The sequence below is a fragment of the Archangium sp. Cb G35 genome (assembly GCF_001896145.1).
Lineage (GTDB): Bacteria > Myxococcota > Myxococcia > Myxococcales > Myxococcaceae > Archangium > Archangium violaceum.
In genome coordinates this window covers 253,569-278,852 of sequence record NZ_MPOI01000007.1, presented here as the reverse complement: position 1 = coordinate 278,852, position 25,284 = coordinate 253,569, and the positions used below count along the sequence as shown (strand labels likewise).

Here is a 25,284-nt window from a genome sequence, read left to right as displayed (position 1 = left end):
TCAGCGGCTCTCGCGCAGGAACTGCAACTCCCCGGACTGCACGGAGACCTGCACCCGGTCCCCCGCCATGAACTCGCCCGCGAGGATCCGCTCGGCCAGGGGCGCCTCCACCAGCCGCTGCACCACCTGGCGCATGGGCCGGGCGCCCAGCTTCGGGTCGAATCCGCCCGACTTCATCAGCAGCTCCACCACCTCCGCCCCGGCCACGTACGCAATGCCCTTCTCCGTGGCCAGCCGCCGGCTGCTCTCCTCCAGCAGCAGGTTCGCGATACGGGCCACCTGCTCCTCCGTCAGCGGACGGAAGGGGAGCCGCTCGTCGATGCGGTTCCACAGCTCGGGAGGCAGGGCCTGACGCGCGGTGGCGCTCGCGGCGTCCATGTCGTTCTGGGGCTTGCTGGCCTCCGCCGCCGCCGAGCCGAAGCCCAGCGCGCGGCTCGTCTTGTGGAAGGCGTCCGCGCCCAGGTTCGTGGTGAGGATGACGACCGTGTTCGAGAAGTCGATGTGCCGGCCCTTGCCGTCCGTGAGGCGGCCCTCCTCCAGCACCTGGAGCAGGAGCAGTTGCACCTCGCGGTGGGCCTTCTCGATCTCGTCCAGCACCACCACGCACGAGGGCCGGCGGCGCACGGGCTCGGTGAGCTGGCCGCCCTCGCCATAACCCACGTAGCCCGCGGGCGAGCCGATGAGGCGAGAGACGCCATGGCCCTCGGACATCTCGCTCATGTCCAGGCGCACCAGCGAGTCCTTGCTGCCGAAGAGGACCTCGGCCAGCCCGCGCGCCATCTCCGTCTTGCCCACGCCCGTGGGGCCCAGGAAGAGGAACGAGCCCATGGGCCGGCGCGAGGCGAAGCCCGCGTAGTTGCGGCGGATGACGCGGGCGATGCGGGAGATGGCCTCCTCGTGGCCGATGACGCGCTCGCCCAGGTCCGCCTCCAGCCTCAGCAGCCGCGCCGAGTCCGTCATCAACAGGCGCTCCTCGGGGATGCCGGCGATCTTCGCCACCACCCGGGCCACGTCCGAGGCCTCCACCAGCTCCTTGCCCTCGCGGCGGCTGCGCGAGCCGGCCAGGTCCACCACGGAGATGGCCTTGTCCGGCATGAAGCGCTCCGTCACGTAGCGCGACGCCAGCGACGCGGCCGCCTCCAGCGCCTCGGGGGCGTAGCGCAGGCCGTGGTGGTCCTCGTAGCGGCCGATGATGCCCTGGAGGATCTCCACCGTCTCCGGCACCGACGGCTCGTGCACCACCACGGGGGTGAAGCGCCGCTCCAGCGCCGGATCCTGCGAGATGAACTTCCGGTACTCGTCGTGCGTGGTGGCGCCGATGCAGGGGAACTCGCCGCGCGCCATGGCCGTCTTCAGCTCGTTGGCGGCATCCTGCGGACCCTCGCCCGTGGAGCCCGCGCCCACCAGCGTGTGGATTTCATCGATGAACACCACCACGCGGCCATCCGCGCGCCGCACCTCTTCCTTGAGGGCGTTGAGCTTCTCGGAGAACGAGCCGCGCAGCTGCGTGCCCGCCACCAGCGTGGCCATGTCCAGCTCGAGGAGGATCTTCTCGGCCAGGGTGCCGCGCAGCTCGATCAGCCGCTGGGCCACGCCCTCCACCACGGCCGTCTTGCCCACGCCCGCCTCGCCCAGCAGGCACGGGTTGTTGGTGCGCCGCTTGCCCAGGATGTCGATGACCTCCTCGATCTCCTTGGCGCGGCCCACCACGGGATCCAACTTCCCCTCCTGGGCGAGCCGGCTCAGGTTGCGGCCCAGCGAGGTGAGCAGGGGGAAGCGCTTCTCGTCGAGCACCAGCGCGGGCGCCGCGGGACGCGTCTGCACGGGCGCCGGACGCGGCGGGGAGACGGGCAGGGGAGCCGGAGCGGCCGGCGCCGTCACGGGCGGGGCCAGGACGGCGGGAACCGGCGGCGGGGTGCGCGTGGGCAGCGGAGGCACCGGCGTGGGCTCGGCGGCGCCGGGCACGTCCTCGTTCACCTCGTCGATGAGGTCTCGAGGGGAGAGCGCGGGCCGGGACGGGGCGCGAGGGGGCGCCGGGGCGGGGCGGGGTGAGAGCGCGAGGGCGGAGGCGGGCGGCGCCGAGGGCGGGGCACCCAGGGGCCGGCCGGGGCGCGGCATGCCCATGGCCATCGAGTTGCGGCCCGGCTGGAGCCTCCGGGGCATGCTCCCGCTGAGACAATAGGAGAGGGCGGTATTGCCCAGGTTGATGAGGTGCAGGCCCGCCTTGGCCATCAGCTCGCTGGCGGCGCAGCGCACCCGGGTGAAGGCCACCAGCAGGTGCATGCAGTCCGTCTCGCGCGCGCCGCTGCTCTGGGCGATCTCCCTCGCCCGCATGCACAGCTCCCGCACGAGCCCCTCCTGCTCCGAGGGATGCGACGTCATCCTCTCCAGGAGGCTGTCCTCGTCGACGCCCTTCTCCTTCAGGAGGAGCTGCGCCCGGTTCTCCACCGTGAACAGTGCCAACAGTACGTGGGCCGAGGTAGGCTTCTGTGCCACGCTCTGTGCGATGTCATGGGCTTCGTGGAGAACCTGAGCGAGATCCGAGCTGTCGACCATTCGAGTTCCGGCAGGCGGGCAAGCGAGCAGCACATACACCCTTCGGATCCACTCGGCAAAATTTCCGCTACAGGTTGCTACGCCCCCCACGGGTCGTGAGGGGACCTGGGAATGGTCCGGCTGCTAGCCTGTTGGGGGGCCATTGTCATCCGGCTTGCAATAGGAGGCGCTCCTGGGCGTACATCCCGTTGCCCCGCCACCTCTCCTTATGAGCTCAATCGTTCAACCCACCCGTGTGCTCCTCGACCCGCTCGACGCGACCGGAGCCGCCATCGAGGCCCGCCGTTGGGTGTGGCCCCTCCTGCTCCTCGCCGTGTGCGTGTCCGCTTCTGGGACGGCATTTTCCCTCCGCTGGGACGCCGGCCCCGCGGTGGTGCAGCAGATGCAGATGACAGGCCAGCTCGGACGGGCCACGGAGACGGAAATCACCGAGGAGATCCAGACGGCCTCGCGCAAGGCGCTGGTGGCGGGGATCGCCAAGGGTGTCTTCATGATGCCTCTGCTCACGCTGGTGCTGGCGGCGGCGTTGTGGGTGGTGGCGTGGCTGGTCGATCGGAGCGCGCCCTTCGGCCAGCTCATGTCGGCGGCGGCGCTGGCCATGCTGCCCATCGCGCTCTACCACCTCATCTTCGCCCTCTGCGCACTCGCCCAGCACTCGCTCTCCGAGACGCGGGTGATGGACCTGGTGCCCTCGAGCCTGGCGGCCCTGGACGGGCTGTCGCCGAAGATGGCCAAGGTGCTGCGGGGCGTGGACTTCTTCAACCTGTGGAGCGTGGCCCTGCTGGGGTTGGGCTTCTCCTCGGCCACGGGGATGAGCAAGGGCCGTTCGGTGTTGCTGTTCGTGGTGCTCTACATCCTGTTCGTCGGGGTGTTCTTCATTGGCCTGCCCGCGATGATGGCCGGAGGTCCCGGCGGTCCGCAGGGGGCAGGTGGTCCGGGAGGTGGACGATGAACGTGCTCATGCTTACGGTGGCGCTCGCCACCCATGCGACCCCCATCCGTCTGGAGGATGCCCGTGCGAGGAGCCGGGAGAACGTCCAGGCACTCACCGCCGCCCTGGAGGCCTCCAGCGCCGAGCAGGACGTGCGTGTCGCCCGCTCGTCGCTGCTGCCCCAGGTCCGGTTCTCGGGCAGCGGCAACCTGACGTACATCGGCCCGCAGCGCTCCTACAACATCGTGCCCGTGGAGGGCGGCGGCTTCCAGCAGCTCGCGGTCGACACGCCGGAAGTGGCGTTCCCCAACCTCAGCCTGGGCGTCTCCATCTCGCAGCTCCTCTTTGACCGGGCCGTCTGGGCCCGGCTGGAGCAGAGCGGGGCGCAGCTGGAGGCGCAGCGCGGCGAGGCGCTCGAGCAGCAGGACACCTCCGAGCTGGAGGGCATCACCCGCTTCTACGCGCTCTTCCGCTCCCAGGCGACCATCCAGGTGCTGGAGGCCAACGTGCGGCGCAGCGAGCAGCAGCTCGATCGGGCACGGGCGCTCTTCCAGGCGGGCCGGGTGGGCAAGGCCGAGGAGCTGTCCGCGCAGGTGAACCTGGGCAATGACCGCATCGCCGTGGTGTCGCGGCAGTCGCAGCTGGCCACGGACCAGGCGCGGCTGACCACGTGGCTGGCCATGCCGGGCGCCGAGGTCGTGGAGGCCGTGGACCCGGGCGTGCTGACCCAGACTCCCGTGCCGGCCCCCACGTTGGAGCAGGCGCTGCAGGAGGCGAGGACCCGCCGGCCCCTGCTGGTGGCGCTGCGGCAGCGGCTGCGCGCGGCCGAGCTGCAGCGGAGCATCGCCACCGCTGGTTACCTGCCGCGCTTCTCCCTGGATGCGGCCTACCAGCGCCAGGGCCAGGATCCGGAGATCTTCTTCGGCCAGCCGTCGCGGCAGAACGTGGTGCGCGGCGGCCTGTCCATCTCCTGGGACATCTTCAACGGTTTCACCACGCAGGCGCAGACGCGCCGGGCCGAGTACCAGACCCGGGCGGCCGAGCTGAACATGCAGCAGTCCGAGCGCGAGATGGAGGGCACGGTGCGCCAGTCGCACGTGGCCCTGGAGGCGCAGATCGTCTCCGCGGAGCTGGCCGAGGCCAACCGCAAGGCGGCCGCCGACGCGCTGGTGCTCGCCGAGGAGCGCTTCAACGCCGGAGTCAGCTCGACGCTGGAGGTGCGCGATGCGCAGCTCAAGCTCACGCAGGCCGAGCTGACGCTGTTGGAGAACAGGATCAACGTCGAAATCGCCCGCTTCACGCTGATGCGGGCCATGGGCACTCTGGCCCCGGGAGATGCGAAATGAAGTGGTGGAAGGCGGTCATCGCAGGCGGGCTGTTCCTCGGGGCGACGGCCATCACGGTGGGCGGCTTGAAGGACCGGCCGCCCCCCACGGTGGAGGCGCAGGTGGGCAAGGCCCGCAAGGGCAGCATCACCCGCACCATCACGGGCGCCGGCAAGGTGCAGGCGGCCACCACGGTGAAGATCTCCTCCAACCTCTCCGGCGACCTGATGGAGCTGCTGGTGAAGGATGGAGAGCGGGTGGCCAAGGGCCAGGTGCTGGGCCGCATCGATCGCAAGCGCTACGAGGCCTCGGCCAAGCAGGCCCTGGCGGCGCAGAACGCGGCGCGCTCGGACGCCCAGGTGTCCCAGGTGGAGGCGACCCGCACCGAGGCCGAGCTGGCGCGCGTGGAGGAGCTGGGCAAGAAGGGCCTGGCCTCGGCGGCCGAGGTGGAGCAGGCGCGGGCGGCCCGGGACACGGCCGTGGCCCGGCTGGCCGCGGCTCAGCAGCGTCTGGCTCAGGCCTCCGCCGTGTCCGAGGAGGCGCAGACCAACCTCGCCCGGACGACCCTGTTGTCGCCCATCGACGGCAACATCATCGAGCTGTCGCGCGAGGTGGGTGAGCGCGTGCGCGGCTCGGACCTCTCCGAGGACGTGGTGATGACCATCGCCGCGCTCAACGTGATGGAGGTGAAGTTCGAGGTGGGCGAGCACGAGGTGGTGCACCTCAAGCCCGGCCAGCCCGCGGAGATCTCCGTGGACGCGCTGGAGGGTGAGTCCTACGAGGGCTCGGTGGTGGAGATCGCCCAGAAGGCGCTCATCAAGAACCCGGGCACCGAGGCCGAGGTCACCACGTTCCCCGTGACGGTGGCGCTCAGCCTCCGGCCGGCGCGGGTGCTGCCGGGCATGAGCGCCGAGGTGCGCATCTCCGCCGAGAAGCATGACGACGCGGTGCTCGTCCCCATCCAGTCGGTGACGGTGCGTCCGGAGAAGAGCCTGCCGGACTACCAGCCGCCGGTGGAGGGCGGGGGCCTGTCGGTGGCGCGCCGCGCGGAGACGCTGGCCAAGGTGGTCTTCGTGGTGGACGCGGACAACAAGGCGCAGCTGCGCCGGGTGCGCACGGGCATCGCCTCCGACACGGACCTGGAGATCCTCGAGGGGATCACCGAGGGTGACAAGGTGGTGGAGGGCCCCTACCGCACGCTGTCCAAGGAGCTGAAGCACGGGGACACGGTCCGCGAGCCGCAGATGGGCGGCCCGGGCGGCCCCGGTGGTCCGGGTGGGAAGAAGTCGTGAGCCAGGCCAACGGCGCCGGGTCCCCCCGGCTCATCGATGTCCAGGACGTCACCCGTGTCTTCCACGTGGGTGGCGAGGAGGTGCGCGCGCTGCGCGGCGTCTCCTTCGGTATCGGCCGCGGCGAGTGGGTGGCCATCATCGGCCAGTCCGGCTCGGGCAAGAGCACGTTGATGAACGTACTGGGCTGCCTGGATACGCCCAGCAGCGGCCGCTACATGCTCAACAACAAGGACGTCTCGCGCATGACGGACGACGAGCTCGCCGTGGTGCGCAACGAGGAGATCGGCTTCATCTTCCAGACGTTCCAGCTGCTGCCCAAGGAGACGGCGCTCTCCAACGTGGAGCTGCCGCTCGTCTACCGGGGCATGCGGGCCAAGGAGCGGCGCGAGCGGGCCAGGGCGGCACTGGCCAAGGTGCACCTGGAGCACCGCATGCACCACCGGCCCAACGAGCTGTCCGGTGGTCAGCGCCAGCGCGTGGCCATCGCCCGGGCGCTGGTGGCCGAGCCCTCCATGCTCCTGGCGGACGAGCCCACGGGAAACCTGGACTCGGCCACGGGCGAGGAGATCGTCCGGCTCTTCGAGGAGCTGCACCGCGCGGGCAACACGCTGGTGCTCGTCACGCACGAGCCGAAGCTGGCGGCGCGCTGCCCGAGGGCCATCCGGCTCAGTGACGGGGAGATCGTCGCGGATGGACCCGGGCGCCAGGTGGCCCTGGGAGACCTGCACGCGCCTCCGGCGCAGGTGGCGGGGGGCACATGAGCAAGGCCGTGCGCGTGGATGTGATGGAGGGGGCGCGCATCGCCTTCTTCTCGCTGGGAGCCAACCGCATGCGCACCGTGCTCACCACGGTGGGCATCGGCATCGGCGTGGCCACGCTGCTGGCCATCATCGGCATCATCCAGGGGCTCAACGCCTCCTTCGACAAGCAGCTGGCCTCGCTCGGCTCCAACACGCTGCAGGTCTCCAAGTTCCCCTGGGTCATCAAGGGGGACTGGTGGATGTACCGCAACCGGAAGAACTTCACCCTGCCGCAGGTGGAGCAGATCCGCGCGCAGGCGCCGTTCATCGCCGCCATCTCGCCCATCGTCGGCCGCAACGGGGACGTGGGCTTCAATGGCCAGCAGCTCTCCACCGTGGACGTCTTCGGGGTGACGCAGGAGTACTTCGCCATCGGCTCCTGGCAGGTGATGTCCGGGCGTTCCCTCACGGACGCGGATAACGCCGTGACCCGGCCGGTGGCCGTGATCGGCGCCACCGTGGCCGAGGGCCTCTTCCCGGGGATCAATCCCCTGGGCCGCTCCATCCGCATCGACGGCCGGCCCTTCCAGGTGGTGGGCACGCTGGCGCGCAAGGGCAAGCTGCTGGAGCGGGACCAGGATCTGGCGGTGATGGTGCCCTTCAAGACGTTCTACTCCACCTTCGGCAAGGGCCGCCCCTTCAGCATCTCCATGGCCGTGGATCAGGGGCAGGACATCCGCAAGGCGGAGGAGCAGCTCGTGGGCATCGTGCGGCGCGTGCGGGGCACACCCCCGGGCGCGGCGGACGACTTCTCCATCAACCGCCCGGAGCAGCTCGCCCAGACGTACGAGCAGCTCACCGGCGCGCTCTATGGCGTGGCGCTGGGCGTGGGTTTCATCACCATGCTGGTGGGTGGCATCGGCATCATGAACATCATGCTGGTGTCGGTGCGCGAGCGGACGCGGGAGATCGGCATCCGGCGGGCGCTCGGGGCGCGAAAGCGGACCATCGTCGTGCAGTTCCTCATGGAGGCGTCCGCGGTGTCCGCGGTGGGCGGCCTGTTGGGCACGATCGTGGGGTTGGGGACGGCCAAGGTGGTGTCCCTCATCACTCCACTGGCGGCGGACGTTCAGGCGGGCACCATCATGGGCGGCGTGGGCTTCGCCGCGCTGGTGGGGCTGCTGTTCGGCATCTGGCCGGCGGCGAGAGCCGCGAACCTGGATCCGGTGGAAGCCCTCCGGTACGAGTGAGCACGAGCATGTTCCGACGCTTCCAGGCCAACCTGCTGGCCATGGCCGACAACCTGCGGCTGGCCATGGGCACCTTTCTGGGCAACCCGCTGCGCACGCTGCTCACGCTGCTGGGCATCGTGATCGGCGTGACGACGGTGATCGTCATGATGGCGCTCATCGAGGGCCTGCGCCTGAAGGTGAACAACGACCTGTCGCAACTGGGCGCCAACACCTTCGAGGTGAGCAAGTGGCCCTCGGGCTTCGGCCGGGTGAACTGGCGGATGTACGCCAAGCGCAAGAACCTGACGCTGGAGGACATGCGGGCCATCCAGGAGTTCTGTCCCTCGGTGGGCGTGGTGTCCGCCTCGGACACGTCGGGTGGCCAGAAGATCTCCAGCTCGACGATCGAGACGCGGCCGGGAGTGCAGGTCACGGGCGCCACGTCCGAGTACATCAACACCAGTGGCATCACCGTGGCCGCGGGGCGCTTCTTCAGCCCGGTGGAGGCGGTGGACGGCCGTCAGGTCGCGGTGGTGGGCCTGGACGTGGCGGACACGCTGTTTCCGGGCATGGAGCCGCTCGGGCAGCAGCTGCGCATCAAGGGCCGTCCCTTCACCGTGGTGGGGGTGCTGCAGCGGCGGGGCAGCTTCCTGGGCATGGTGAGCATGGACAACATCCTCATCGTGCCCATGCGCTCCTATGAGATGGTCTACGGAGAGGTGGACTCCGTGGAGGTCGCGGTGCAGGCGCGTGAGCCGGAGCTGCTCGACAAGGCGAAGGAAGAGGTGACGAACCTCATGCGGCGCCGGCGCGACGTGGCCCCGTTGGCGCCCAACGACTTCGAGGTGCACACCAACGAGTCGATGACGCAGACCTTCAACAGCCTCTCGCAGGTGATCACCATCGCCAGCTTCGGGGTGTGCCTGCTGTCGCTCATCGTGGGCGGCATCGGCATCCTCAACATCATGCTGGTGTCGGTGACGGAGCGGACGAAGGAGATCGGCATCCGCAAGGCGCTGGGAGCGCGCAAGTTCCGCATCCTCGCGCAGTTCGCCACCGAGGCGGTGATGATGTCACTGCTGGGTGGAGCGATCGGCGTGGGGCTCGGCTTCGGGCTGGCCTTCCTGTCGCGGTGGGTGCTGGGCTTCAACACCGTGGTGCCCGGCTGGGCGGTGGCGCTCTCGCTGGTGATGAGCTCGGGCGTGGGCCTGGTGTTCGGCATCTACCCCGCGGCCCGCGCCGCGAGGCTGGATCCGGTGGAGGCCATGCGCTCGGAGTAGGGCGCATGGCCCGGGCCGCCCGCTACGGCGCGGCGGCCACGCCCACGGGGCAGCTCACTCCCGTGCCCCCGAGCCCGCAGTACCCGTTCGGGTTCTTCGCCAGGTACTGCTGGTGGTAGTCCTCGGCGTAGTAGTACTCGGGCGCCGGGCGCAGCTCCGTGGTGATGATGTCGTGGCCCGCCGCCGTGAGCACCTTCTGGTAGGCCTCGCGCGAAGCCAGCACGGCCTTCCGCTGCTCGTCCGTCGTCCAGTAGATGGCCGAGCGGTACTGCGTCCCCACGTCGTTGCCCTGGCGCATGCCCTGCGTCGGATCGTGGCTCTCCCAGAAGACCTTCAGCAGCGTCTCGAAGGACACCTTCTTCGGGTCGTACACCACCAACACCACCTCGGTGTGACCCGTGCGGCCGGAGCACACCTCCTCATAGGTGGGGTTGGGCGTGAAGCCTCCCGCGTACCCCACCGAGGTCGAGTACACGCCGGGCGTCTGCCAGAACTTGCGCTCGGCCCCCCAGAAGCAGCCCAGGGCGAAAATGGCCTGCTCCAGACCTTCCGGGAAGGGCGCCTCGAGCGGCGCGCCGTTGACGTGGTGCTTCTTGGGAACCGCCATCCGCGTGGAACGGCCCGGCAGGGCCTCCTCCGCGGAAGGCATCTTCAGTTTGCTGGGGTTCAGGATCCGCCACATGTCCCGAGATTAACGCGGCGTCCGGATGCTCGCCGGGAATGTGACGGGCCCGGCGCCCACTGGCGCACACCCGGGATCGTGCCGGGCGGCGCTCCCTCCCTCGCCCCGGCTCCTAGCGGAGCTGCTTGCCGGTGCCGGTGAACACGCCGGGTACTCCCTCGAAGCGCACCTGGGCCTTGGACATGACGTGGCGCACCGCCACCACCTGCAGGGCCGCGTTGCGGACTCCCTCGGCCGTGGCGGGGTTGGCCAGCGCCCGGCGTGCCTCCTCCAGCGACAGCCCGAAGGGCACCACCGCCTGCTCCAGCACCTCGTCCATCTTGTCCGGCGTGAGCTGCAGCTTGTCCCGCTCGATGATCGCCCTCAGGGCGAAGGCGATGCGCAGGCGCCGCTCGGCCTCCAGCCGCGTGGTGGGATCGTCCAGCCACCCGTCCAGCGACTCCTGCAGCTCGTCCGGCGCGAAGTCCTTCTGCGACAGCATGCGCGCCTCGGTGGCGCTCCAGGCCTGGCGGATCTCCTCGTCCACCATCTCCACCGTGAGCGGCACCTCGGTGCGCAGCACCAGCTCGTCCAGTACCCGCTCCTGCGCCTCCAGCCACATGTCGTCGGCCCGCTCGTTGGCGATCTCGTCCGCCAGCGACTCCATCACCGCCTCGAGCGTCATGCCGCGGCCGAGCTTGCGCACGAAAGCCTCGCTCTCGGCGTCCGGGACCGTCACCTCCCGCGCCGCCACCACATCCACCAGGAAGGTGGCCTGCACCCCGCGCAGGTGCTCCACCGGGTACGTGTCCGGCAGCGTCACCTGCACCTCCTGGCCTCCACCCACCGGCGTGCCCACCAGCCCCTCCGGCAGGCCGGGCAGCAGATCCGACGGCGCCATCTCCAGCTCCAGGCCGCTCCGCGCGCTGAAGGGGATGAGCCGGCCCTCGGCATAGCCCAGCGTGTCCAGCACCACGGTGTCACCCATCCGCACCGGCTCGCCCGGCGCCCTCTCCCGCGTGGCCGAGTGCGCGCGCACCAGCTCGTGGAAGCGCATGAGCAGCTCTTCCTGGGTGATGTCCGAGTCCTGCGGAACGGTGACCTGGAGGTTCTCCAGCGAGGGCGCCTTCACCGCGGGCAGCTTGAGCTCCTGGCGCTGGGGCGCCGCGCTCGTGGCGGCTGCGGACGCGCGCGCCGTCTGGGCCACCGGGCCGCCAGGGGAGGGGGATGCCTTGGCCGCCGGGCGCTGAGTGTTGCCCTCCAGCTTCCGGAGGATGTGATCACCCTCGATGGAACCGGTGCTGCCGCGGTGGGCTCCATTGCTGTCGTTACGAGAAGACACCGTGACTCCCTCGGGCCCCCGGGGCGGGCCCATCCTGTGAGAACGAAGAAGCGGGCGGCGACACCTGGGGTCACCGTCCGCTCGGTTCCTTCGGGATTAAAGCAGAAATCCTGTTTTGAGGGCACCCACCCCCTCGGGCCTCAGTTGAAGAGGCCGCCGATGAAGCTGGACACCGTGGAGACGGCGGCGCCCACCTGGCTGACGACGGGGATGTTGGTGGCGGCGGCGATGGAGCCCAGGGCGGTGACGCCGGCCGTCACGCGGGAGCCGACGCTGGCGTTCGGATCGCGCAGGGTGTTGACGAAGGCGGCGGTGTCCGCCGCGGCGATGGCCACGTTGACACCGGGCACGAAGCGGCCCGCGGCCCGGCCCGCCGCCGCGGCACCGGCTCGGGCGACGGTCGAGGCCGCGGCGCGGGAAGCCACCCGGCCCACCACCGAGCCGGCGACGCTGGAGGCTGCCCGGCTCGCGGCCTGGGCGACGCGGGCGGACACCCGGGGGGCCACGTTCTGCGCCACCCGGCCCAGGGTGCGCACGGCGTCGCGCGCCTGGGGCACCGACTCGGCGATGTCCCGGACGGAGCTGAGCGTCTCCCGGGTGGAGGTGAGCGCCCGGCCCACGTCCTCGGCGCTGCCCGTCCGGAATGCCTGGCGGATGTCGCGCAGGGCGGTGGGCGCCTGGGTGATGGCGTTGCGGACGTTCTGGCCGAGGTTGAAGAGGGTGCTGCCGGCCCCGCCGAGCCCGCGGGTGTTTTCACGCAGGTTGCCCAGCGCCTGGCCCACGCGCGACTGCGTGGCGCGGGAGATCAAGTTCTGCGCGGTGTTGCGCACGCGGGAGGCACCGAGGCGCTCGGCCACGTTGCCCGCCGCGTTGGCGGCGCGCTGGTACGTCTGGCCCAGGCGCTCGGCGGCCCGAGGGAAGGTGCGCGAGAAGTCGTCGCGGATGGAGCGCAGTGCATCCCGCGCCTCCCGTCCGGCGGTGACGGTGTCCCGGGCGCCCCGCACTGCGTCGAACGTGGAGCGCAGCGCCGTGCCCGCGTTGGCGAGGCTGGGGTCACGGAAGGCGTTGCGGACGTCGTTGAAGGCGGTGCGCGTCTGGCCGCCCAGGTTGCGCACCTGGCTGCCGAACTCCACCAGTGAGTGGGCGCTGCCCAGGGTGCGCTGGGTAAATCCCGCGGTGCGCCGGAAGGCCTGGGCGGTGGGGTTGTTGGCCACGCTCGAGGCCAGCCGCTGGGCGCTGGAGGCCACGCGGTCCAACCCGGTGCGCTCCGCCACGCGGGACGCCACCGAGGCGGCGCGCTGGTACGTCTGGCTCAGGCGTCCGGCGGTCCGCGGGAAGGTGCTGGCGAAGTCGTTGCGGATGTTGCGCAGGCTCTCGCGGGCCTCGCGGGCCTGGGTGACGACCTCTCCGGCGGACCGGGCGGTGTCGGTGACGGAGCGGAGCGCCTGACCGGCGGCCGAGAGGCTGCGGGTCCGGACGGCGTCGCGCACGTCACTCACGGCGGTGCGCGCCTTGCCGGCGAGCTCGCCCACGCCCTGGCCGAACGTCTGGATGTTCTGTGCGTGGCCGAGGGTCCGCTGGGCGAAGCCGGCGGTGCGGCGCAGCGACTGGGTGACGGGATTGGCGTTGATGCGCTCGGCCACCTGTCCGGCCGTCCGCTGCACCTGCTGCACGCCGTGCTGGGCCGCCCGCTGAATCTGGGCCGGGGCCTGCTGGACCGCATGGGCCGCGCCACCCACGGCACGTCCCACGTTCCTAACGCTCTGACGCGCCGCGGCGGAGACCTGGCCGAGGGCATTGCCCAACAGGCTCCGGGGCTGGGGCTGGGCGCGCGCGGCGGGGGGTCCACTGTGGGCGCGAGCGAGCTGCCGCGTGGCGGCACTGGCGGTGCGGCCCAGGGTCCGCTGCGCGATGGACCGGGCGGGGGTGAAGGTGCTCCGGGCCGTGTTGGCGAGCCGGGCGGCGGGCCTGCTGACCACGGCCGCGGCGACGCGCGCGGGGGCGCCGAGGAGCTGCTGGGGCCGACGGGTGAGCCGGCTCAGGAAACTCATGGAGAAATCCTCTCGGAAATCGAGACAGGGGATTATCGGAGGGAGACCCCGTCCAGGTGCGTCCGCGATGCGGGAGATGGCCTAGAGTGGGTACAGATGCCCCCCTCCATGCCCCCCGAGACTCCCGAGCCGGCCGCCTCCGAGCGGCCCCGGCTCATCATCAATGGGGAGCCCTTCCCACCCGAGGACCTCTGCCAGAGCCTGTCTCCGTCGGTCCTGTTGCGGCTGAGCGTCACCAAGGAGCCCTACGTACCGCCCGAGCCTCGCCGCCCCATGACGCTGCCGGCGCGGGTGGAGGCCCTCCCGGCACGGACCCTGGCGGTGATCCTCGTGCTCCTCGGCCTGGGACTGGCGGCGCTCATCCTCCTCTGACCCTCACCCCGACCCTCTCCCAGAGGGAGAGGGAGCATCCTTCTGGCCCTGCTGGCGATCCTCGCGGGCGGTCATGAGCTGCCGGTAGGGGATGACTCGCACCAGCTCCGCGAGCGTGGTCTGCCCGGAGGCGATCTTCTCCATCGCGTCCTCCACGAGGGTACGGAAGCCGTGCGCCCGCGCGTGGCGGCGGAGCTGCGCGCTGTGGGCCCCCTGGGCGATCAAGTCTTGCAGCCCCGGGCCCACCACGAGCAGCTCGTAGATGCCGGTGCGCCCGCGGTAGCCGGTGTGACGGCACTCCTCGCACCCGACGCCCGTCTGGGGCTGGATGCCGTCCAGCAGCGGACCGAGCAGCTCCTTCTGCTTCTTCGTGGGCTCGGCGGGCGCCACGCACTTCGGGCAGTTGCGGCGCACGAGCCGCTGGGCCAGCACCGCCAGCAGCGAGTCCGCGATGTCGGTGTCATCCAGCTCCAGGCCGCGGAGCCGGCCCACGGCGCCCACGGCATCGGCGGTGTGGAGCGTGCCGAGCACCACGTGCCCGGTGGCCGCGGCGTTGAGCGCCATGCTGCCCGTCTCCAGGTCGCGGATCTCCCCCACGAGCATCACGTTGGGATCCTGCCGCAGCAGCGCGCGCAGCAGCAGCGCGTGCGACATCTGTGAGGTGACCTCCTTCTGGTTCACCTTGGGGACGTAGTACTCGATGGGGTCCTCGGCGGTGATGATCTTCTTGCGCCCATCGTTGAGCTGCGCGAGCGCCCCGTAGAGGGTGGTCGTCTTCCCGCTGCCGGTGGGACCGGTGACGAGGATGAGGCCCTCGGGGTTGGAGAGCAGGTTGAGGAACACCCGCTCCGTGTCCGGGTTCATGCCCAGCTTGCTCACGGGGACGAGCCCCGCGCTCGAATCCAGCACGCGGATGACCACGTCCTCGCCGCCCGGGCTCGGCACCACGCTCACCCGGTAGTCGACGACCTTGTGCTCCTCGCCCTGGACGAGCACGGCGCGGATGCGGCCATCCTGGGGCCGGCGGCGCTCGGTGATGTCCATCCCGGAGAGGATCTTGATGCGGCTGACCACCTCCTGCACGGACTCCGGATCCATGTCCGTGAAGGCCTGATGCAGGATGCCGTCGATGCGGTAGCGCAGGTCCACGTCGTCGCGGTAGCTCTCGATGTGGATGTCCGAGGCCTTGCGCTCGAAGGCACCCGCGAGGATGTCATCCACCAGCTCGACGGGCGTGGGCGGCTGCCGCGAGGGCAGTCGCTTGCGGATGACGAGATCCGCCTTCGTCTGGGGCCCGGCCCCGAAGCCCGTTTGAAGGGCCGTTTCGATCTCGTAGCGGTTGAGCTTCACCGGCTGGATGGCCCGCTGCAGGAAGTCGGAGATCCGGAAGCGCAGGGACTGGTTGTCCGGATCCGCCATGCCGATGGTGACGGGCGCATCGGGCGCCTGCGCGTCGATCTTCCCCAGCACCACCACGGAGTGGCGGCGGCAGAACGGCTCCGGCAGCAGCCTCATGGAGTGGCGGTCGAGGGTGTACTGCGAAAGTTCGGAGAAGGTGTCTGACCCTTGGGCCATGCCGGTGGGCATAGCACGCCCGGCGCGGGCCCAGGACTCCAGGCGCACGATGACGGGGATGGGGCGGGTCCGTTATCGTCCGTTTTCGGGCTCGGGCCGGGGGGCTCTGTCACTCCGAGGGGGTTTCGCACATGAAGATGCGTCGACTGGTGGTCTCCACCGCGCTGGCGGTGGTGCTGGGGGGCTGTCCCACGCCTCCGCCGAAGCCGAATCCGGATCCGGACCCGAATCCACCCGAGGAGCAGGGTCCCTTCCTGTCCGATACGCCACTCTGGGTGCTGGAGGCGCCCGCGTCGCTCCGGCAGTCGTGCTTCGGCAGCTCCATCGCGCTCGGGGACGTGAACGGGGACGGGAAGAAGGACCTGGTGGTCGCGGCGCCTCCGTGCTCGTCGATGACGGGCAAGGGCTCGCTCGTCCTCTACGCCGGCAATGGCTCGTCGTTCTCCGAGCCCATCATCGCCGAGCTGGACTGGCAGAACCCCACCCCGACCGTCAGCGGGCGCGGCAGCGTGGTGTCCATCGGAAACGTGAACGGGGACGGCTTCGCCGACATCCTCGTCCGCTCCCAGTCCGCGGGGACGCTCGTGTTCGCGGGCAAGGCGGACCTCGGGGCGGTGCTCCAGGAGCCCCTGTTCCGCGTGCCGTTCATCGGCGTCCACTACGCGGCCTTCCTCGGTGATCTGAACGGGGATGGACTCGATGACCTCGTCGTCAACCAGGCCTCGACACGGCGGACCAGCATCTATCGCGCCATGAACGCGGTGGACGCTCCGTTCACCCTGGTGAGGACGTTCACGGAACGGGCGACACGGGCCCTCCGCGCCGGAGATCTCAACGGAGACGGGACGGGCGAGTTGCTGCTCGTGACGGCGGCGGGCTCCCAGCTCTACCCTGGCTGTAGGGTGGAGGAACCCGGGGTCTGCGAGGGAGGGCTGCGGGCCTCACCCACCTGGACGGCCCCCGAGTCCTTGATCGGGTTCTTCCCGGACCAGAATGGGGATGGCCACCGCGAGGCCGTGCTGAGCGCCCTGGGCCGGGTGGCGGTGCATCTCTTCCAGCCGGGAGGCGGAGTCTCCCCGGCGCCGATCTGGAGCATCCTCGCGGACCCGGCGTACCCCGGCTTCAGCCTGGCGGCGGGCCTCCCCCAGGTAGGGGACCTGAACCAGGACAACCGGGAGACCGAGTTCCTGTTGAGCGGGATCGGCCGTCTGTATGCGTTCTTCCCCAAGCAGGCGCTCTCCGCCGAGGTGCGTCCGGACTGGGCCTGGCCGAGGAGCAACTCCGTGGGCCCGGAGTTCCAGGGGCACGTGGGCTTCGCGGTCATTGGCGCGGGAGATCTCAACGGGGATGGCCATCCCGACTTCCTCGCGGGCCTTGCCCCGCCGGTGGACCAGTTGACGCCGACGATGCCGCTGCGGCCGGGACGGGTGGTGGCGTATGGAGGAGGCAAGGTGCCGTCCCTGGAGCCCGCGCCCTTCCTGCGGACGCCCGCCGCGTGCGGGCTGTCGAGCAGCGGGGGCAAGCCGGACATGACGGTGGACGCGGATGTCATCTCCCGCTCGGTGTACATCGAGCGGCGCGACTTCCCGGAGACGGCCTGCGAGGTGGTGGAGCGCTGCGTGGGTGCACCCGGAAACCGCCGGCTGCTGCGCTTCAGCGTGTCCATTCCGAACCTGGGCTCGGGCTCCGTGCGCATTCCGCCCCCCGAGACGCGGCCGGACCTCTATGAATTCGATTCGTGCCACCAGCATGATCACCTCGTCGGGTTCGCCAGCTATGAGCTGGTGGACTCGGGCAACGCGGTGGTGACCGTGGGCCGCAAGCAGGGCTTCTTCCTGGTGGACCTGGTGCCCTACTGCGGAGACGCGCCGCCCCCGTTCCTCGATCCCGAGGGCGCGCAGGGCATCTCGCCGGGCTGGGCCGACGTGTACGCCGGGGACTACCCGTGCCAGTGGCTGGACATCACGGATGTGCCGGATGGCACGTACGCGCTGCGCGTCGGCGTGGACAAGAGCGACATCGTCGACGAGGAGGACGTGCATCCCAACTCCGTCGACGTGAGGGTGAGGATCTCCGGCACCACCGTGGAGATCGTTCCGTAGAAGCGGCCCGTGCTCCGGGGCATGCACCCCCCGGAGCACCCGGGACCTGGCGGGCCCTACCTGCTACGGAGAGGCCGTACAGCCGCAGCCGCAGTCATCGGAGAAGGCGGACTGGCCCTCGGGGCAGGTGAAGCGGATGACCGCGCACTGCTCGGGATCCTGCGAGACGTAGGTGCGGGCCGGATCGTCGTAGTTACACGCGTTGGCCATGCAGCCGCAGCCGCAGTCGTTGAAGAAGGGGGACTGGCCCTCGGGGCAGGTGAAGCGGAGGGCGGCGCACCTGGCGGGATCCTTGGAGACGTAGCTGTAACCGGGCTCGTTGCCGGTGCAGCTCTTCTTCTCCTCTCCGGTGGCCTGGCAGATGCCACCGCAGTCGCGGCCGCCCTGGTTGGGGTCGCAATCATCGTTGGGATCGTCGACGCAGGTGAGACCCTGGGCGCAGGGGATGCCCGCGATGCCACCGCAGAACCCACCGTCCTGTGCTTCCGTCAGGGCCGCTGTCTGGCCGGCGGCCTCGGCCGTGGGAAGGCAGCCCGAGCCGAGAAGGGCGATACCCGCGGCCAGTACCCAGCGGGGAATGAGACGTAGGGGCATGAGAACTCTCCTTTAAGAGACAGAAATCGGCACGGAGAGTGCAGTTTGGGGGAGGCGGGCGGGCGGGCCCTCCGTGAGCAGGTGGGAGGGGGCTGTCCGTGGGGCGGTGAATTTTCCTCGGGAGTCCCTTCGAGGTAGATGGGCGAGGACATGGCCAGCCGGACGATGAAGCTGAAGCAGAGCACGGGCACCACGGGGAAGGTGAAGCAGGCGACCACGGGCAAGTCGCGCCAGGTGGCGAAGGCGCCCGCGAGTGGCGGATGGCTGAGCCGGGTGCTGATGGCGGTGTTCCTGGTGCTGGTGGTGTTCGCGTCCTACGAGTACGCGAGCCTGCCGTCGGCGGAGCCGTTGCTGAAGCAGAACCCGAAGCTGACGGCGCTGATGGAGCAGCGCGTGGAGGAGGCGCGGGAGGCGGGCCAGAAGCCGAGGCGCCGCCAGCACTGGGTCGGGCTGTCGAGCGTGTCACGGCACGCGATCGACGCGGTGCTGTTGTCGGAGGACGCGAGCTTCTACCTGCACGAGGGCGTGGACACGAAGGAGTTGGAGAACGCGCTGGAGGACGCGGTGCGCAAGGGGAAGCTGGGGCGGGGCGCGTCGACGATCACCCAGCAGTTGGCGAAGAACCTCTGGCTGTCGACGGACCGGAGCCTGCTGCGCAAGGGCAAGGAGTTGATCCTCGCGCACCGGCTGGAGGAGTCGCTGCCGAAGAACCGGATCCTCACGCTGTACATGAACGTGGTGGAGTGGGGGAACGGGGTGTACGGAATCGAAGCGGGGGCGCGGGAGCACTTCGGGGTCTCGGCCTCGGAGTTGACGCCGGCGCAGGGGGCGATCCTGGCGTCGATGCTGCCGGCGCCGCGCAAGAGGTCGCCGTCGTCGGGCTCGAGGGCGCTGAAGAAGCGGGCGCACTGGGTCATCGAGCAGATGGAAGTGGTGAAGCGGCTCAACGCGGAGCAGGCGAGGGTGGCGCACACGGAGATCGATCGGATCCTTGATGGGAAGCAGCCGGAAGGGTCCGAGGACGAAGTGGCAGGCTGAGTCCAATCACCCCGCCCAATCACACCCCGCCCAATCACACCCCGCCCAATCACACCCCGCCCAACCACCCCTCTCCCCTCGGGAGAGGGACGGGGTGAGGGTATCGAGGTTCCCAGGTTCACCTCCGCGTGAACGGAAACCCGTGCCCCAAGCGGCTACACTGTGAATCATGCGCACTCGCCGCGTCGTGGGCCTGGGGCTCCTGTTCATCACGATGGTGCTGGTGGGGTCCTTCCTGGCGCCCGCGGTGGCGGAGCCTTCCCCGGAGCGGGTGGTCGCGATCGTGCCGTTGGGCAAGGTGCGGCAGGAGTTCCTGGACAAGGTCCAGCAGGAGCTCCAGTCGCGCATGAAGGTGCGGATCCGCATCGATCCGGCACGAGAACTCCCTCAAGAGGCCTGGTACGCCCCGCGACGCCGGTGGCGAGCGGATCGCATCCTGGAGTGGCTGGACGCCAACCCACCACCGGAGGGGGCGTGGAAGGTGGTGGCGGTGACGGAGGTGGAGATCTCGGCCACGAAGGGGGACATCGTCGACTGGGGCATCGCGGGGCTGGGGATCGTCGGTGGGCCGAACTGCGTGGTGTCTGCGCACATCTACAAGAAGCACAGCAAGACGCAGGAGGCGCTGCTGCGCCGGCTGGGAGATCTGGCGGTGCACGAGTTCGGGCACACGCTGGGGTTCACCCATTGCGAGGAGAAGGGCTGCGTGATGGCGGATGCGAAGGGCAAGGCCATCTCGTCCGCGGACGCGAGCTCGGGGCGTTACTGCGCGAAGTGCCTCGGGACGTTGCCCGCCGAGGAGCGCGCGCTGGTGAAGTAGAGGCTCACCCCTCGCCGAGCAGCAGCGGCAGGATGTGCTCGGCGTGCCCCAGGAGCTCCACGTCGAAGTCGGGGTGGCGGGGCCGCATGGGCGTGAGGTTGACCAGCAGGGTCCGGGCCCCCGCGTACTTCGCCCCCCGGACGAAATTGGAAGCGGGGGACACCGTCCCGGACGTCCCGACGGCCAGGAAGAGGTCGCACTCACGCAATGCGTGTTTGGCCTTCCACTCGGCATCCACGGGGAGTGGCTCGTCGAACAGGGTGATGTCGGGCCGGAGGGGCTCGCCGCACGTGGGACACACGGGCGCTCGCATGTGCGCGGCGGAGTCCTCGAATGGGGCGAGCGTGCAGCGCGCATTGGTGCAGCGGGTGCGCCGCAGCGAACCATGGAGCTCGACGACCTCGCGGCTCCCTGCCCGCGAGTGCAGCCCATCCACGTTCTGGGTCAGGAGGGTGAAGGAGCCTCCGCACCGCCCTTCCCACCGGGCCAGCGCGAGATGGGCGGCGTTGGGCGCCGCGGTGCGAACCTGCTCACGCAAGGGACCGAAGAGGGACCAGACGCGCGAGACATCACGGGCGAGCAGGCCGGCATCGGGAACCTCCTCCAGGTCTGGCCGGGTCCACAGGCCGCCGGGGCCGCGGTAGGTGGGGAGCCCCGAGGCCACGGAGATACCCGCCCCGGTGAGCACCACGACGTGGCGCCACGAGGCCGCCTGAAGCCGCGTGCGCAGCGCCACCACCTCGGCGTCGCTCGTGAGGGAGTCCGTCATGGCGGAAGTCTACGGCTCCGCCAGCCCCTGGGCGAGCAGCGCGAGCCGGGTGACGATCTGCTCCTCCGAGGGCGGAATGACCGCGCTGACCGAGTGCAGGAGGTGGACGCGCAGACCGTTGCTCCTCAGCCAGGCGATCAGCTCGTCGGCGTTGATGGGATCGGGCCGGACGAGGAACTTCCGGGCGATGGGCACCCGGGACAGGTACAGCGCCTCGAGGGAGGACAGCTCGCCCTCGGGGCCGTCGTAGACGGGCTCGGTGTGCTTGAACCAGGGCTTGATGTCCTCGAGGAGCCATTGGACGCGGGTGCTCTTGAAGCGCTCGAGCTTCAGGAACTCCTCCAGGTGGTTGCGCTCCAGGAGGATGCAGTCGTCTCCCGCGCACCACGCCTCGATGCTGAGGTGATGGGCCAGGAGCCGATGCTGGCGCCGGCAATACTCGCGGTGGGGATCCATGGACATGTCCGTGCTCTCCTCGTCCTGACCGCTCAGACGGTGGGGGCGCTGGCCGGAGTTTCGAGCCGGGCCCGGGCCCTGTCGCGAAGGCGTACCATCTCCGGCCAGCCCCCGGCAGCCGGAATGAGCGGCTCGCCGATGGAGAGTGTGAACTGGCCGGGGTGCTGCAGGCGCGAGCCCGGACGGAGGAGGCGCCGCGTGCCCTCGAGATGGATGGGGACCACGGGCCGCCCGGCCTCGACCGCGGCCTTGAAGGCCCCCAGCCGGAACGGGAGCAGGGCGGGCCCCTGGGCGCACGTGCCCTCGGGGAAGATGAGCAGCGAGGTGCCCCGCCGGAGCACTTCCGTGACGTGCGCGGCGCCCTCCACTCCATGGAGCGTGTCGAAGCGATCCACCGTGAGGTGACCGGCCCGGCGGACCGCGGCGCCCACCAGGGGCCATGCGCGGACCTCCTGCTTCGCCACCGCTCGGAAATCCACGGGCAGGGCCGCGAGGAGGACCACCGAGTCCACATAGCTCACGTGGTTGGCCACCAGCACCCACGGCCCGGAGCCGCGCAGGTTCTCGAGGCCCTCGACGCGCACCGGGCACCCGGCGGCCCACAGCATCCACCGCGCCAGCCGGCGCACCAGACGAGCCGTGGAAGGCCCCGGGCGGACCACCACCAGCCCCACACCGAGCAGCAGCGCGGTGAACAGCATCACGAGGCACAGATGGACGGTGTAGAGCGCGGAGCCCACCGTGCCGGCCACCCGGCCTCCATGCGCCCGCAGGTGCGCCCCGGCCAGCCGGACGTACTGGAGCAGCACCGCGCGCCTGCCTCGCGAGAGCTCTCCGCGCACATGGGCCTCCCGGGTGGCGCTCCGGCGGATCTTCCCGCTGGACGTCTTCCGCACCGCACCGGGAGGGGCCAGCACCACCTCGTCCGGTGGCAGGCCGAGCACCGCCGTCACCCGATCGATGATCGCCGCGCGGAGCCGCTCCCGGGCCTGTTCTCCGCGCTCGCGCGTCTCCGCGACCACCACGAGCCGCTCGGTCCCGAGCTGTTCGCTGGGCAGACCGAAGGCGGCCACACAGCCCTTGCGGATGCCGGGAAGGTCTCCCACCGCCTCCTCGAGCTCCGTGGGGTACAGGTTGCGGCCGGCCTTGATGATGAGGTCCTTGCTCCGCCCGGTGACATACAGCTCCCCCTCGGCCAGGTAGCCGAGGTCCCCCGAGTCCATCCACCCCTCGTGAAGAATGGCGCGGGTGGCCCCGGGCGCGTGGAAGTAACCCGGCGTCACCGAGGGCCCCCGGAATTCGATTCGTCCCTCCACCCGCTCGCCGAGCGGGCGTCCCGCGCCGTCCACGATGCGCACCTGATAGCCCGGCAGCGGCCGGCCGCAGGAGACGAAGCGCAGCGGAGATTCCCCCTCGTGCGCGGGCCGGGCCTCGCGATGGCGCGTGAAGTGCTCGCGCTCGATGGCTTCCACATGGGGCGGCCGGCCCACGGGAGGGAAGGTCAGGGCCACGCCGACCTCCGCCAGACCATACGCGGGGAACATCGTGCCGGGCCGGAAGCCGTGCCGGGCGAAGCGCCGGGTGAAACGCTCGATCGTCTCCGGGCTCACCGCCTCGGAGCCATTGAGGGCCACGCGCCAGGAGCCCAGGTCGAGTCCCTCCAGCTCCGCGTCCTCCACCTTCCGGACGCACAGGTCGTAGGCGAAGTTGGGCGCGGCGGAGAGCGTGCCCCGGTGGTGGTGCACGGTGCGCAGCCAGCGCGAGGGGCGCGCGAGGAAGGCCAGGGGCGAGAGGAGCGCGAGCGGAATCCCGTAGTAGAGCGGCATCAGCCAGGAGCCGATGAGGCCCATGTCGTGGTACAGCGGCAGCCAGCTCACCGCGACGTCCTCGGGCTGGATGCGCAGCGACTGGCCGATGGCGCGGATGTTGGCGAGCAGGTGCTCGTGCGTGAGCAGGACGCCCTTGGGGGCACCCGTGCTGCCGGAGGTGTACTGGATGAGCGCGGGGTCCGAGGGTTCCAGCCGCACCGGCGGAGCCACCGCGTCCTTCCAGTCCAGGCCGGCGGGCGTGACGGTGTGCCGCAGGGAGGGCACCCGGGCCTTCAGGAGCGTGCCCACCCGCTTCGCCTCGTCGAAGGTGATGAGCACGCGCGCCCCGGCATTGCGCAGGATGCCCACCTGCCGCTCGACGTACTCCTCGAGCTGATCCATCCGGAAGGGCGGGTAGAGGGGAACCGGGACTCCTCCGGCGAGCAGGATGCCGAGGAAGCACGGGAAGAAGGCCCGCTCGGTGCGCAGCATCAGGCCCACGGTGTCCCCATGCTGGAGTCCCTCGTGGAAGAGGGCCGCCGCCACGGCCGAGGCCGAGGCCCACAGCTCTCCATGGTGCAGGGGTTGCTCCGAGCCGTCCTCCTGGCGCAGGAAGAGGTGGGGGCGCTCCGGGTGGTGTTCCGCATGCCAGCGGAGCACGTCCGTCAGCACGCGTGCCGAGTCCGGCGCGGCCATGCCTGGCGTCAGTGGAGCCTGGGGCGGGGAGAGCCGCTCCTCGGAGAGGGCGGGCACCGCCGTGGCGACGGCCCGGGCCAGGTCGCGCGGGGTGGAGGCGCTGGCCACGAGCGGATCCGGCAGCACCACGCCGAAGCGCTGCCCCAGCCGGAGCAACAACTCCACCCGCTCCAGGCTGCCGAGTCCGAGGTCATGATCCAGCGAATCGTCCAGGCCGATCGACTCCCCGGCGCGCGGCGGTGCCAGCTCGGCCACGAGAGTCCCGACGACGTCGAGCACGGCGCGCTCGAGTGCCTCCGGCCGGACAGGAGTGCCTTGGGGGAGCATGGGCCCGCCTCCACGTGTTTCAAATTGGGGACGTGCTCCCGGGTGTCGCACCCCCTGTCTTCCAGCGGGCTCGACGCAGGGCCCGGGGGTTGGCGCCAGAACAGGCGCGGGCCGGGTCCCTCGTTCCTCCGGGTGGCGGCCGTTGCCTCGCTCGAGGGGCATGTTTAAGCGGGAGATCTCCCTCCTGGAGGTCTTCCATCATGCTGCATGCCCCACTCCTTGGCCGTGTCCTGCTGCGCTTCGACGCTGGCAAGGAGGAACTCCACGAGGATCTCTCCGCGGCGGTGTTCTCCGCGGATGGGAGCCTCTGGGTGGCCTCGGACGAGCACCACTCGCTCGAGCGCTTCTCTCCGGTGACTCCGCGCGTCTTCGGCGAGCACCAGCACTTCGTGATGGCGGACCTGCTCGGGGAGGAGATCCGCGAGGAGGTGGACATCGAAGCGCTGGACTTCCAGGACGGGCACCTGTGGTTCGTGGGCTCGCACAGCGCGAAGCGCAAGAAGCCCAAGGGCAAGGCGATGGCGAAGGATTTGGAGCGGCTGGCCACCGTGGAGCACGAGCCCTGGCGTTTCCTGCTCGCCCGCGTGCCACTGCCGGATGCCGCGTCAGGCGCCGCCCGTCCGGCGAAGCTCGAGCGCGCGGAGGGCCGGGAGGACTCGGGGGTGAACGTGCTGGTGGAGATGCTGCGCCGGGATCCCCACCTGGGGCCCTTCCTCGCGCCTGCCTCTCCGGACGATCCGGATGGCGCCCTGGCCATCCCCAGCAAGGACAACGGGCTGGACATCGAGGGGCTTGCCGTCCATGGGGACCGGCTCTTCCTCGGGCTGAGGGGCCCCGTGCTGCGGGGCTACGCCGTCATCCTGGAGATGGAGGTGGAGGACGTGGGGAACGGCCTCCTCGCGCCCCGGCGGACGAAGAATGGCAGTGCCTACCGCAAGCACTTCGTGGACCTGGATGGTCTGGGCATCCGCGAGCTGTGCCGCCATGGGGAGGACCTGCTCATCCTCGCGGGGCCCACCATGCCGGTGGATGCCCCCATCCGGCTGTTCCGGCTGCACAAGGGGCTGCTGCTCACCGGAGACACCCTCCACCCGCAGGAGAAGGGCGTGTTGGAGCCGCTCTTCGATTTGAAGGAGGCGAGCAGGGACGACAACGCCGAGGGCGTGGCCGTGTTCTCCTGGTTCGAGCCCAATGACTCCGTGCTCGTCGTCTACGACACGCCCACGCCGCAGAGGTGCTACGGGCCGGACGGCGTGCTCGCCGACGTGTTCCGGCTCTGAAGGACATGAACCCCTCGCCGTCCACGCTGGTTCGCGC

Annotated in this window: 20 protein-coding genes; 11 read left to right on the top strand and 9 right to left on the bottom strand. The window is 70.5% G+C overall.

Features of this window, described 5'->3' with window-relative positions; genetic code table 11:
* Positions 1-2,556, bottom strand: a complete 2,556-nt coding sequence (locus BO221_RS22675; protein WP_073562570.1) for an AAA family ATPase — start codon at positions 2,554-2,556, stop codon at positions 1-3.
* Between the two features lie 208 nt (positions 2,557-2,764).
* Here BO221_RS22675 and BO221_RS22670 point away from each other — a divergent pair, with 208 nt between their 5' ends.
* From BO221_RS22670 to BO221_RS22645, 6 genes are read left to right on the top strand one after another with little or no spacing between them, the layout of a single operon-like run.
* Positions 2,765-3,508: a YIP1 family protein gene (locus tag BO221_RS22670; RefSeq protein ID WP_073562569.1), complete on the top strand. Its 744-nt coding sequence runs from the start codon at positions 2,765-2,767 to the stop codon at positions 3,506-3,508.
* A complete protein-coding gene (locus BO221_RS22665; RefSeq protein ID WP_073562568.1) occupies positions 3,505-4,833 on the top strand; it encodes a TolC family protein in 1,329 nt (442 codons plus the stop codon). The genes BO221_RS22670 and BO221_RS22665 overlap by 4 nt, the downstream gene beginning before the upstream one ends.
* Entirely contained in the window at positions 4,830-6,104 is a 1,275-nt protein-coding gene (locus BO221_RS22660) for an efflux RND transporter periplasmic adaptor subunit (protein ID WP_073562567.1), read from the top strand. Before BO221_RS22665 ends, BO221_RS22660 begins: the two co-directional genes overlap by 4 nt.
* Positions 6,101-6,865, top strand: coding sequence for an ABC transporter ATP-binding protein (locus tag BO221_RS22655; protein ID WP_073562566.1), 765 nt, complete (start codon positions 6,101-6,103; stop codon positions 6,863-6,865). The genes BO221_RS22660 and BO221_RS22655 overlap by 4 nt, the downstream gene beginning before the upstream one ends.
* Positions 6,862-8,094 (top strand): ABC transporter permease, encoded by a 1,233-nt coding sequence (locus BO221_RS22650; protein WP_073562565.1) that lies wholly within the window; start codon positions 6,862-6,864, stop codon positions 8,092-8,094. Before BO221_RS22655 ends, BO221_RS22650 begins: the two co-directional genes overlap by 4 nt.
* Positions 8,095-8,126: 32 nt before the next feature.
* Positions 8,127-9,356 (top strand): ABC transporter permease, encoded by a 1,230-nt coding sequence (locus tag BO221_RS22645; protein WP_073562829.1) that lies wholly within the window; start codon positions 8,127-8,129, stop codon positions 9,354-9,356.
* A gap of 22 nt (positions 9,357-9,378) precedes the next feature.
* Here BO221_RS22645 and msrA read toward each other — a convergent pair whose 3' ends face one another.
* From msrA to BO221_RS22630, 3 genes are all read right to left on the bottom strand, one after another.
* Positions 9,379-10,005, bottom strand: a complete 627-nt coding sequence (gene msrA / locus BO221_RS22640; protein ID WP_233166212.1) for a peptide-methionine (S)-S-oxide reductase MsrA — start codon at positions 10,003-10,005, stop codon at positions 9,379-9,381.
* A gap of 145 nt (positions 10,006-10,150) precedes the next feature.
* Positions 10,151-11,359 (bottom strand): hypothetical protein, encoded by a 1,209-nt coding sequence (locus BO221_RS22635; protein WP_083681274.1) that lies wholly within the window; start codon positions 11,357-11,359, stop codon positions 10,151-10,153.
* Positions 11,360-11,499: 140 nt separating this feature from the next.
* Complete coding sequence (locus tag BO221_RS22630; protein ID WP_073562563.1) at positions 11,500-13,410, bottom strand: hypothetical protein; 1,911 nt, start codon at positions 13,408-13,410, stop codon at positions 11,500-11,502.
* Positions 13,411-13,518: 108 nt separating this feature from the next.
* Between BO221_RS22630 and BO221_RS22625 the strand changes: the two genes are divergently transcribed.
* Entirely contained in the window at positions 13,519-13,782 is a 264-nt protein-coding gene (locus tag BO221_RS22625; RefSeq protein WP_143195616.1) for a hypothetical protein, read from the top strand.
* A gap of 3 nt (positions 13,783-13,785) precedes the next feature.
* Here BO221_RS22625 and BO221_RS22620 read toward each other — a convergent pair whose 3' ends face one another.
* Entirely contained in the window at positions 13,786-15,357 is a 1,572-nt protein-coding gene (locus BO221_RS22620) for a GspE/PulE family protein (protein WP_073562827.1), read from the bottom strand.
* 131 nt (positions 15,358-15,488) lie between these two features.
* On the opposite strand from BO221_RS22620, the gene BO221_RS22615 reads away from it, so the two are divergent.
* The gene (locus tag BO221_RS22615) at positions 15,489-17,459 is read left to right on the top strand and encodes a lysyl oxidase family protein (RefSeq protein ID WP_083681273.1); all 1,971 of its coding nucleotides are present in this window, start codon (positions 15,489-15,491) and stop codon (positions 17,457-17,459) included.
* 63 nt (positions 17,460-17,522) lie between these two features.
* Here BO221_RS22615 and BO221_RS55485 read toward each other — a convergent pair whose 3' ends face one another.
* Positions 17,523-18,053 carry a hypothetical protein gene (locus BO221_RS55485; protein WP_073562561.1) on the bottom strand — a complete coding sequence of 177 codons (531 nt, stop codon included), beginning with the start codon at positions 18,051-18,053 and terminating at the stop codon, positions 17,523-17,525.
* 138 nt (positions 18,054-18,191) lie between these two features.
* On the opposite strand from BO221_RS55485, the gene mtgA reads away from it, so the two are divergent.
* The gene (mtgA, locus tag BO221_RS22605; protein ID WP_233166210.1) at positions 18,192-19,091 is read left to right on the top strand and encodes a monofunctional biosynthetic peptidoglycan transglycosylase; all 900 of its coding nucleotides are present in this window, start codon (positions 18,192-18,194) and stop codon (positions 19,089-19,091) included.
* Between the two features lie 169 nt (positions 19,092-19,260).
* On the top strand, positions 19,261-19,911 hold the full coding sequence (locus BO221_RS22600; protein WP_073562560.1) for an archaemetzincin: 651 nt from the start codon (positions 19,261-19,263) through the stop codon (positions 19,909-19,911).
* A gap of 4 nt (positions 19,912-19,915) precedes the next feature.
* On the opposite strand, the gene BO221_RS22595 is transcribed toward BO221_RS22600, so the two are convergent.
* The 3 genes from BO221_RS22595 to BO221_RS22585 are packed head-to-tail and all read right to left on the bottom strand — an operon-like array spanning position 19,916 to position 23,967.
* Complete coding sequence (locus tag BO221_RS22595) at positions 19,916-20,680, bottom strand: Sir2 family NAD-dependent protein deacetylase (RefSeq protein WP_073562559.1); 765 nt, start codon at positions 20,678-20,680, stop codon at positions 19,916-19,918.
* 9 nt (positions 20,681-20,689) lie between these two features.
* Positions 20,690-21,142, bottom strand: a complete 453-nt coding sequence (locus BO221_RS22590) for a hypothetical protein (RefSeq protein ID WP_073562558.1) — start codon at positions 21,140-21,142, stop codon at positions 20,690-20,692.
* A 26-nt stretch (positions 21,143-21,168) separates the two neighbouring features.
* Positions 21,169-23,967, bottom strand: coding sequence for an AMP-binding protein (locus tag BO221_RS22585; protein ID WP_073562557.1), 2,799 nt, complete (start codon positions 23,965-23,967; stop codon positions 21,169-21,171).
* 200 nt (positions 23,968-24,167) lie between these two features.
* On the opposite strand from BO221_RS22585, the gene BO221_RS22580 reads away from it, so the two are divergent.
* Positions 24,168-25,247, top strand: a complete 1,080-nt coding sequence (locus BO221_RS22580) for a DUF3616 domain-containing protein (RefSeq protein WP_073562556.1) — start codon at positions 24,168-24,170, stop codon at positions 25,245-25,247.
* The last annotated feature ends 37 nt before the right edge of the window (positions 25,248-25,284 follow it).

Bases quoted from the DNA above. Each gene is read 5' to 3' on its own strand.
- BO221_RS22675 (WP_073562570.1), bottom strand. From the start codon at position 2,556: ATGGTCGACAGCTCGGATCTCGCTCAGGTTCTCCACGAAGCCCATGAC.
- BO221_RS22670 (WP_073562569.1), top strand. From the start codon at position 2,765: ATGAGCTCAATCGTTCAACCCACCCGTGTGCTCCTCGACCCGCTCGAC.
- BO221_RS22665 (WP_073562568.1), top strand. From the start codon at position 3,505: ATGAACGTGCTCATGCTTACGGTGGCGCTCGCCACCCATGCGACCCCC.
- BO221_RS22660 (WP_073562567.1), top strand. From the start codon at position 4,830: ATGAAGTGGTGGAAGGCGGTCATCGCAGGCGGGCTGTTCCTCGGGGCG.
- BO221_RS22650 (WP_073562565.1), top strand. From the start codon at position 6,862: ATGAGCAAGGCCGTGCGCGTGGATGTGATGGAGGGGGCGCGCATCGCC.
- msrA (WP_233166212.1), bottom strand. From the start codon at position 10,005: ATGCCTTCCGCGGAGGAGGCCCTGCCGGGCCGTTCCACGCGGATGGCG.
- BO221_RS22630 (WP_073562563.1), bottom strand. From the start codon at position 13,410: ATGAGTTTCCTGAGCCGGCTCACCCGTCGGCCCCAGCAGCTCCTCGGC.
- BO221_RS22625 (WP_143195616.1), top strand. From the start codon at position 13,519: ATGCCCCCCGAGACTCCCGAGCCGGCCGCCTCCGAGCGGCCCCGGCTC.
- BO221_RS22620 (WP_073562827.1), bottom strand. From the start codon at position 15,357: ATGGCCCAAGGGTCAGACACCTTCTCCGAACTTTCGCAGTACACCCTC.
- BO221_RS22615 (WP_083681273.1), top strand. From the start codon at position 15,489: ATGAAGATGCGTCGACTGGTGGTCTCCACCGCGCTGGCGGTGGTGCTG.
- BO221_RS55485 (WP_073562561.1), bottom strand. From the start codon at position 18,053: ATGCCCCTACGTCTCATTCCCCGCTGGGTACTGGCCGCGGGTATCGCC.
- mtgA (WP_233166210.1), top strand. From the start codon at position 18,192: ATGGGCGAGGACATGGCCAGCCGGACGATGAAGCTGAAGCAGAGCACG.
- BO221_RS22600 (WP_073562560.1), top strand. From the start codon at position 19,261: ATGCGCACTCGCCGCGTCGTGGGCCTGGGGCTCCTGTTCATCACGATG.
- BO221_RS22595 (WP_073562559.1), bottom strand. From the start codon at position 20,680: ATGACGGACTCCCTCACGAGCGACGCCGAGGTGGTGGCGCTGCGCACG.
- BO221_RS22590 (WP_073562558.1), bottom strand. From the start codon at position 21,142: ATGTCCATGGATCCCCACCGCGAGTATTGCCGGCGCCAGCATCGGCTC.
- BO221_RS22585 (WP_073562557.1), bottom strand. From the start codon at position 23,967: ATGCTCCCCCAAGGCACTCCTGTCCGGCCGGAGGCACTCGAGCGCGCC.
- BO221_RS22580 (WP_073562556.1), top strand. From the start codon at position 24,168: ATGCTGCATGCCCCACTCCTTGGCCGTGTCCTGCTGCGCTTCGACGCT.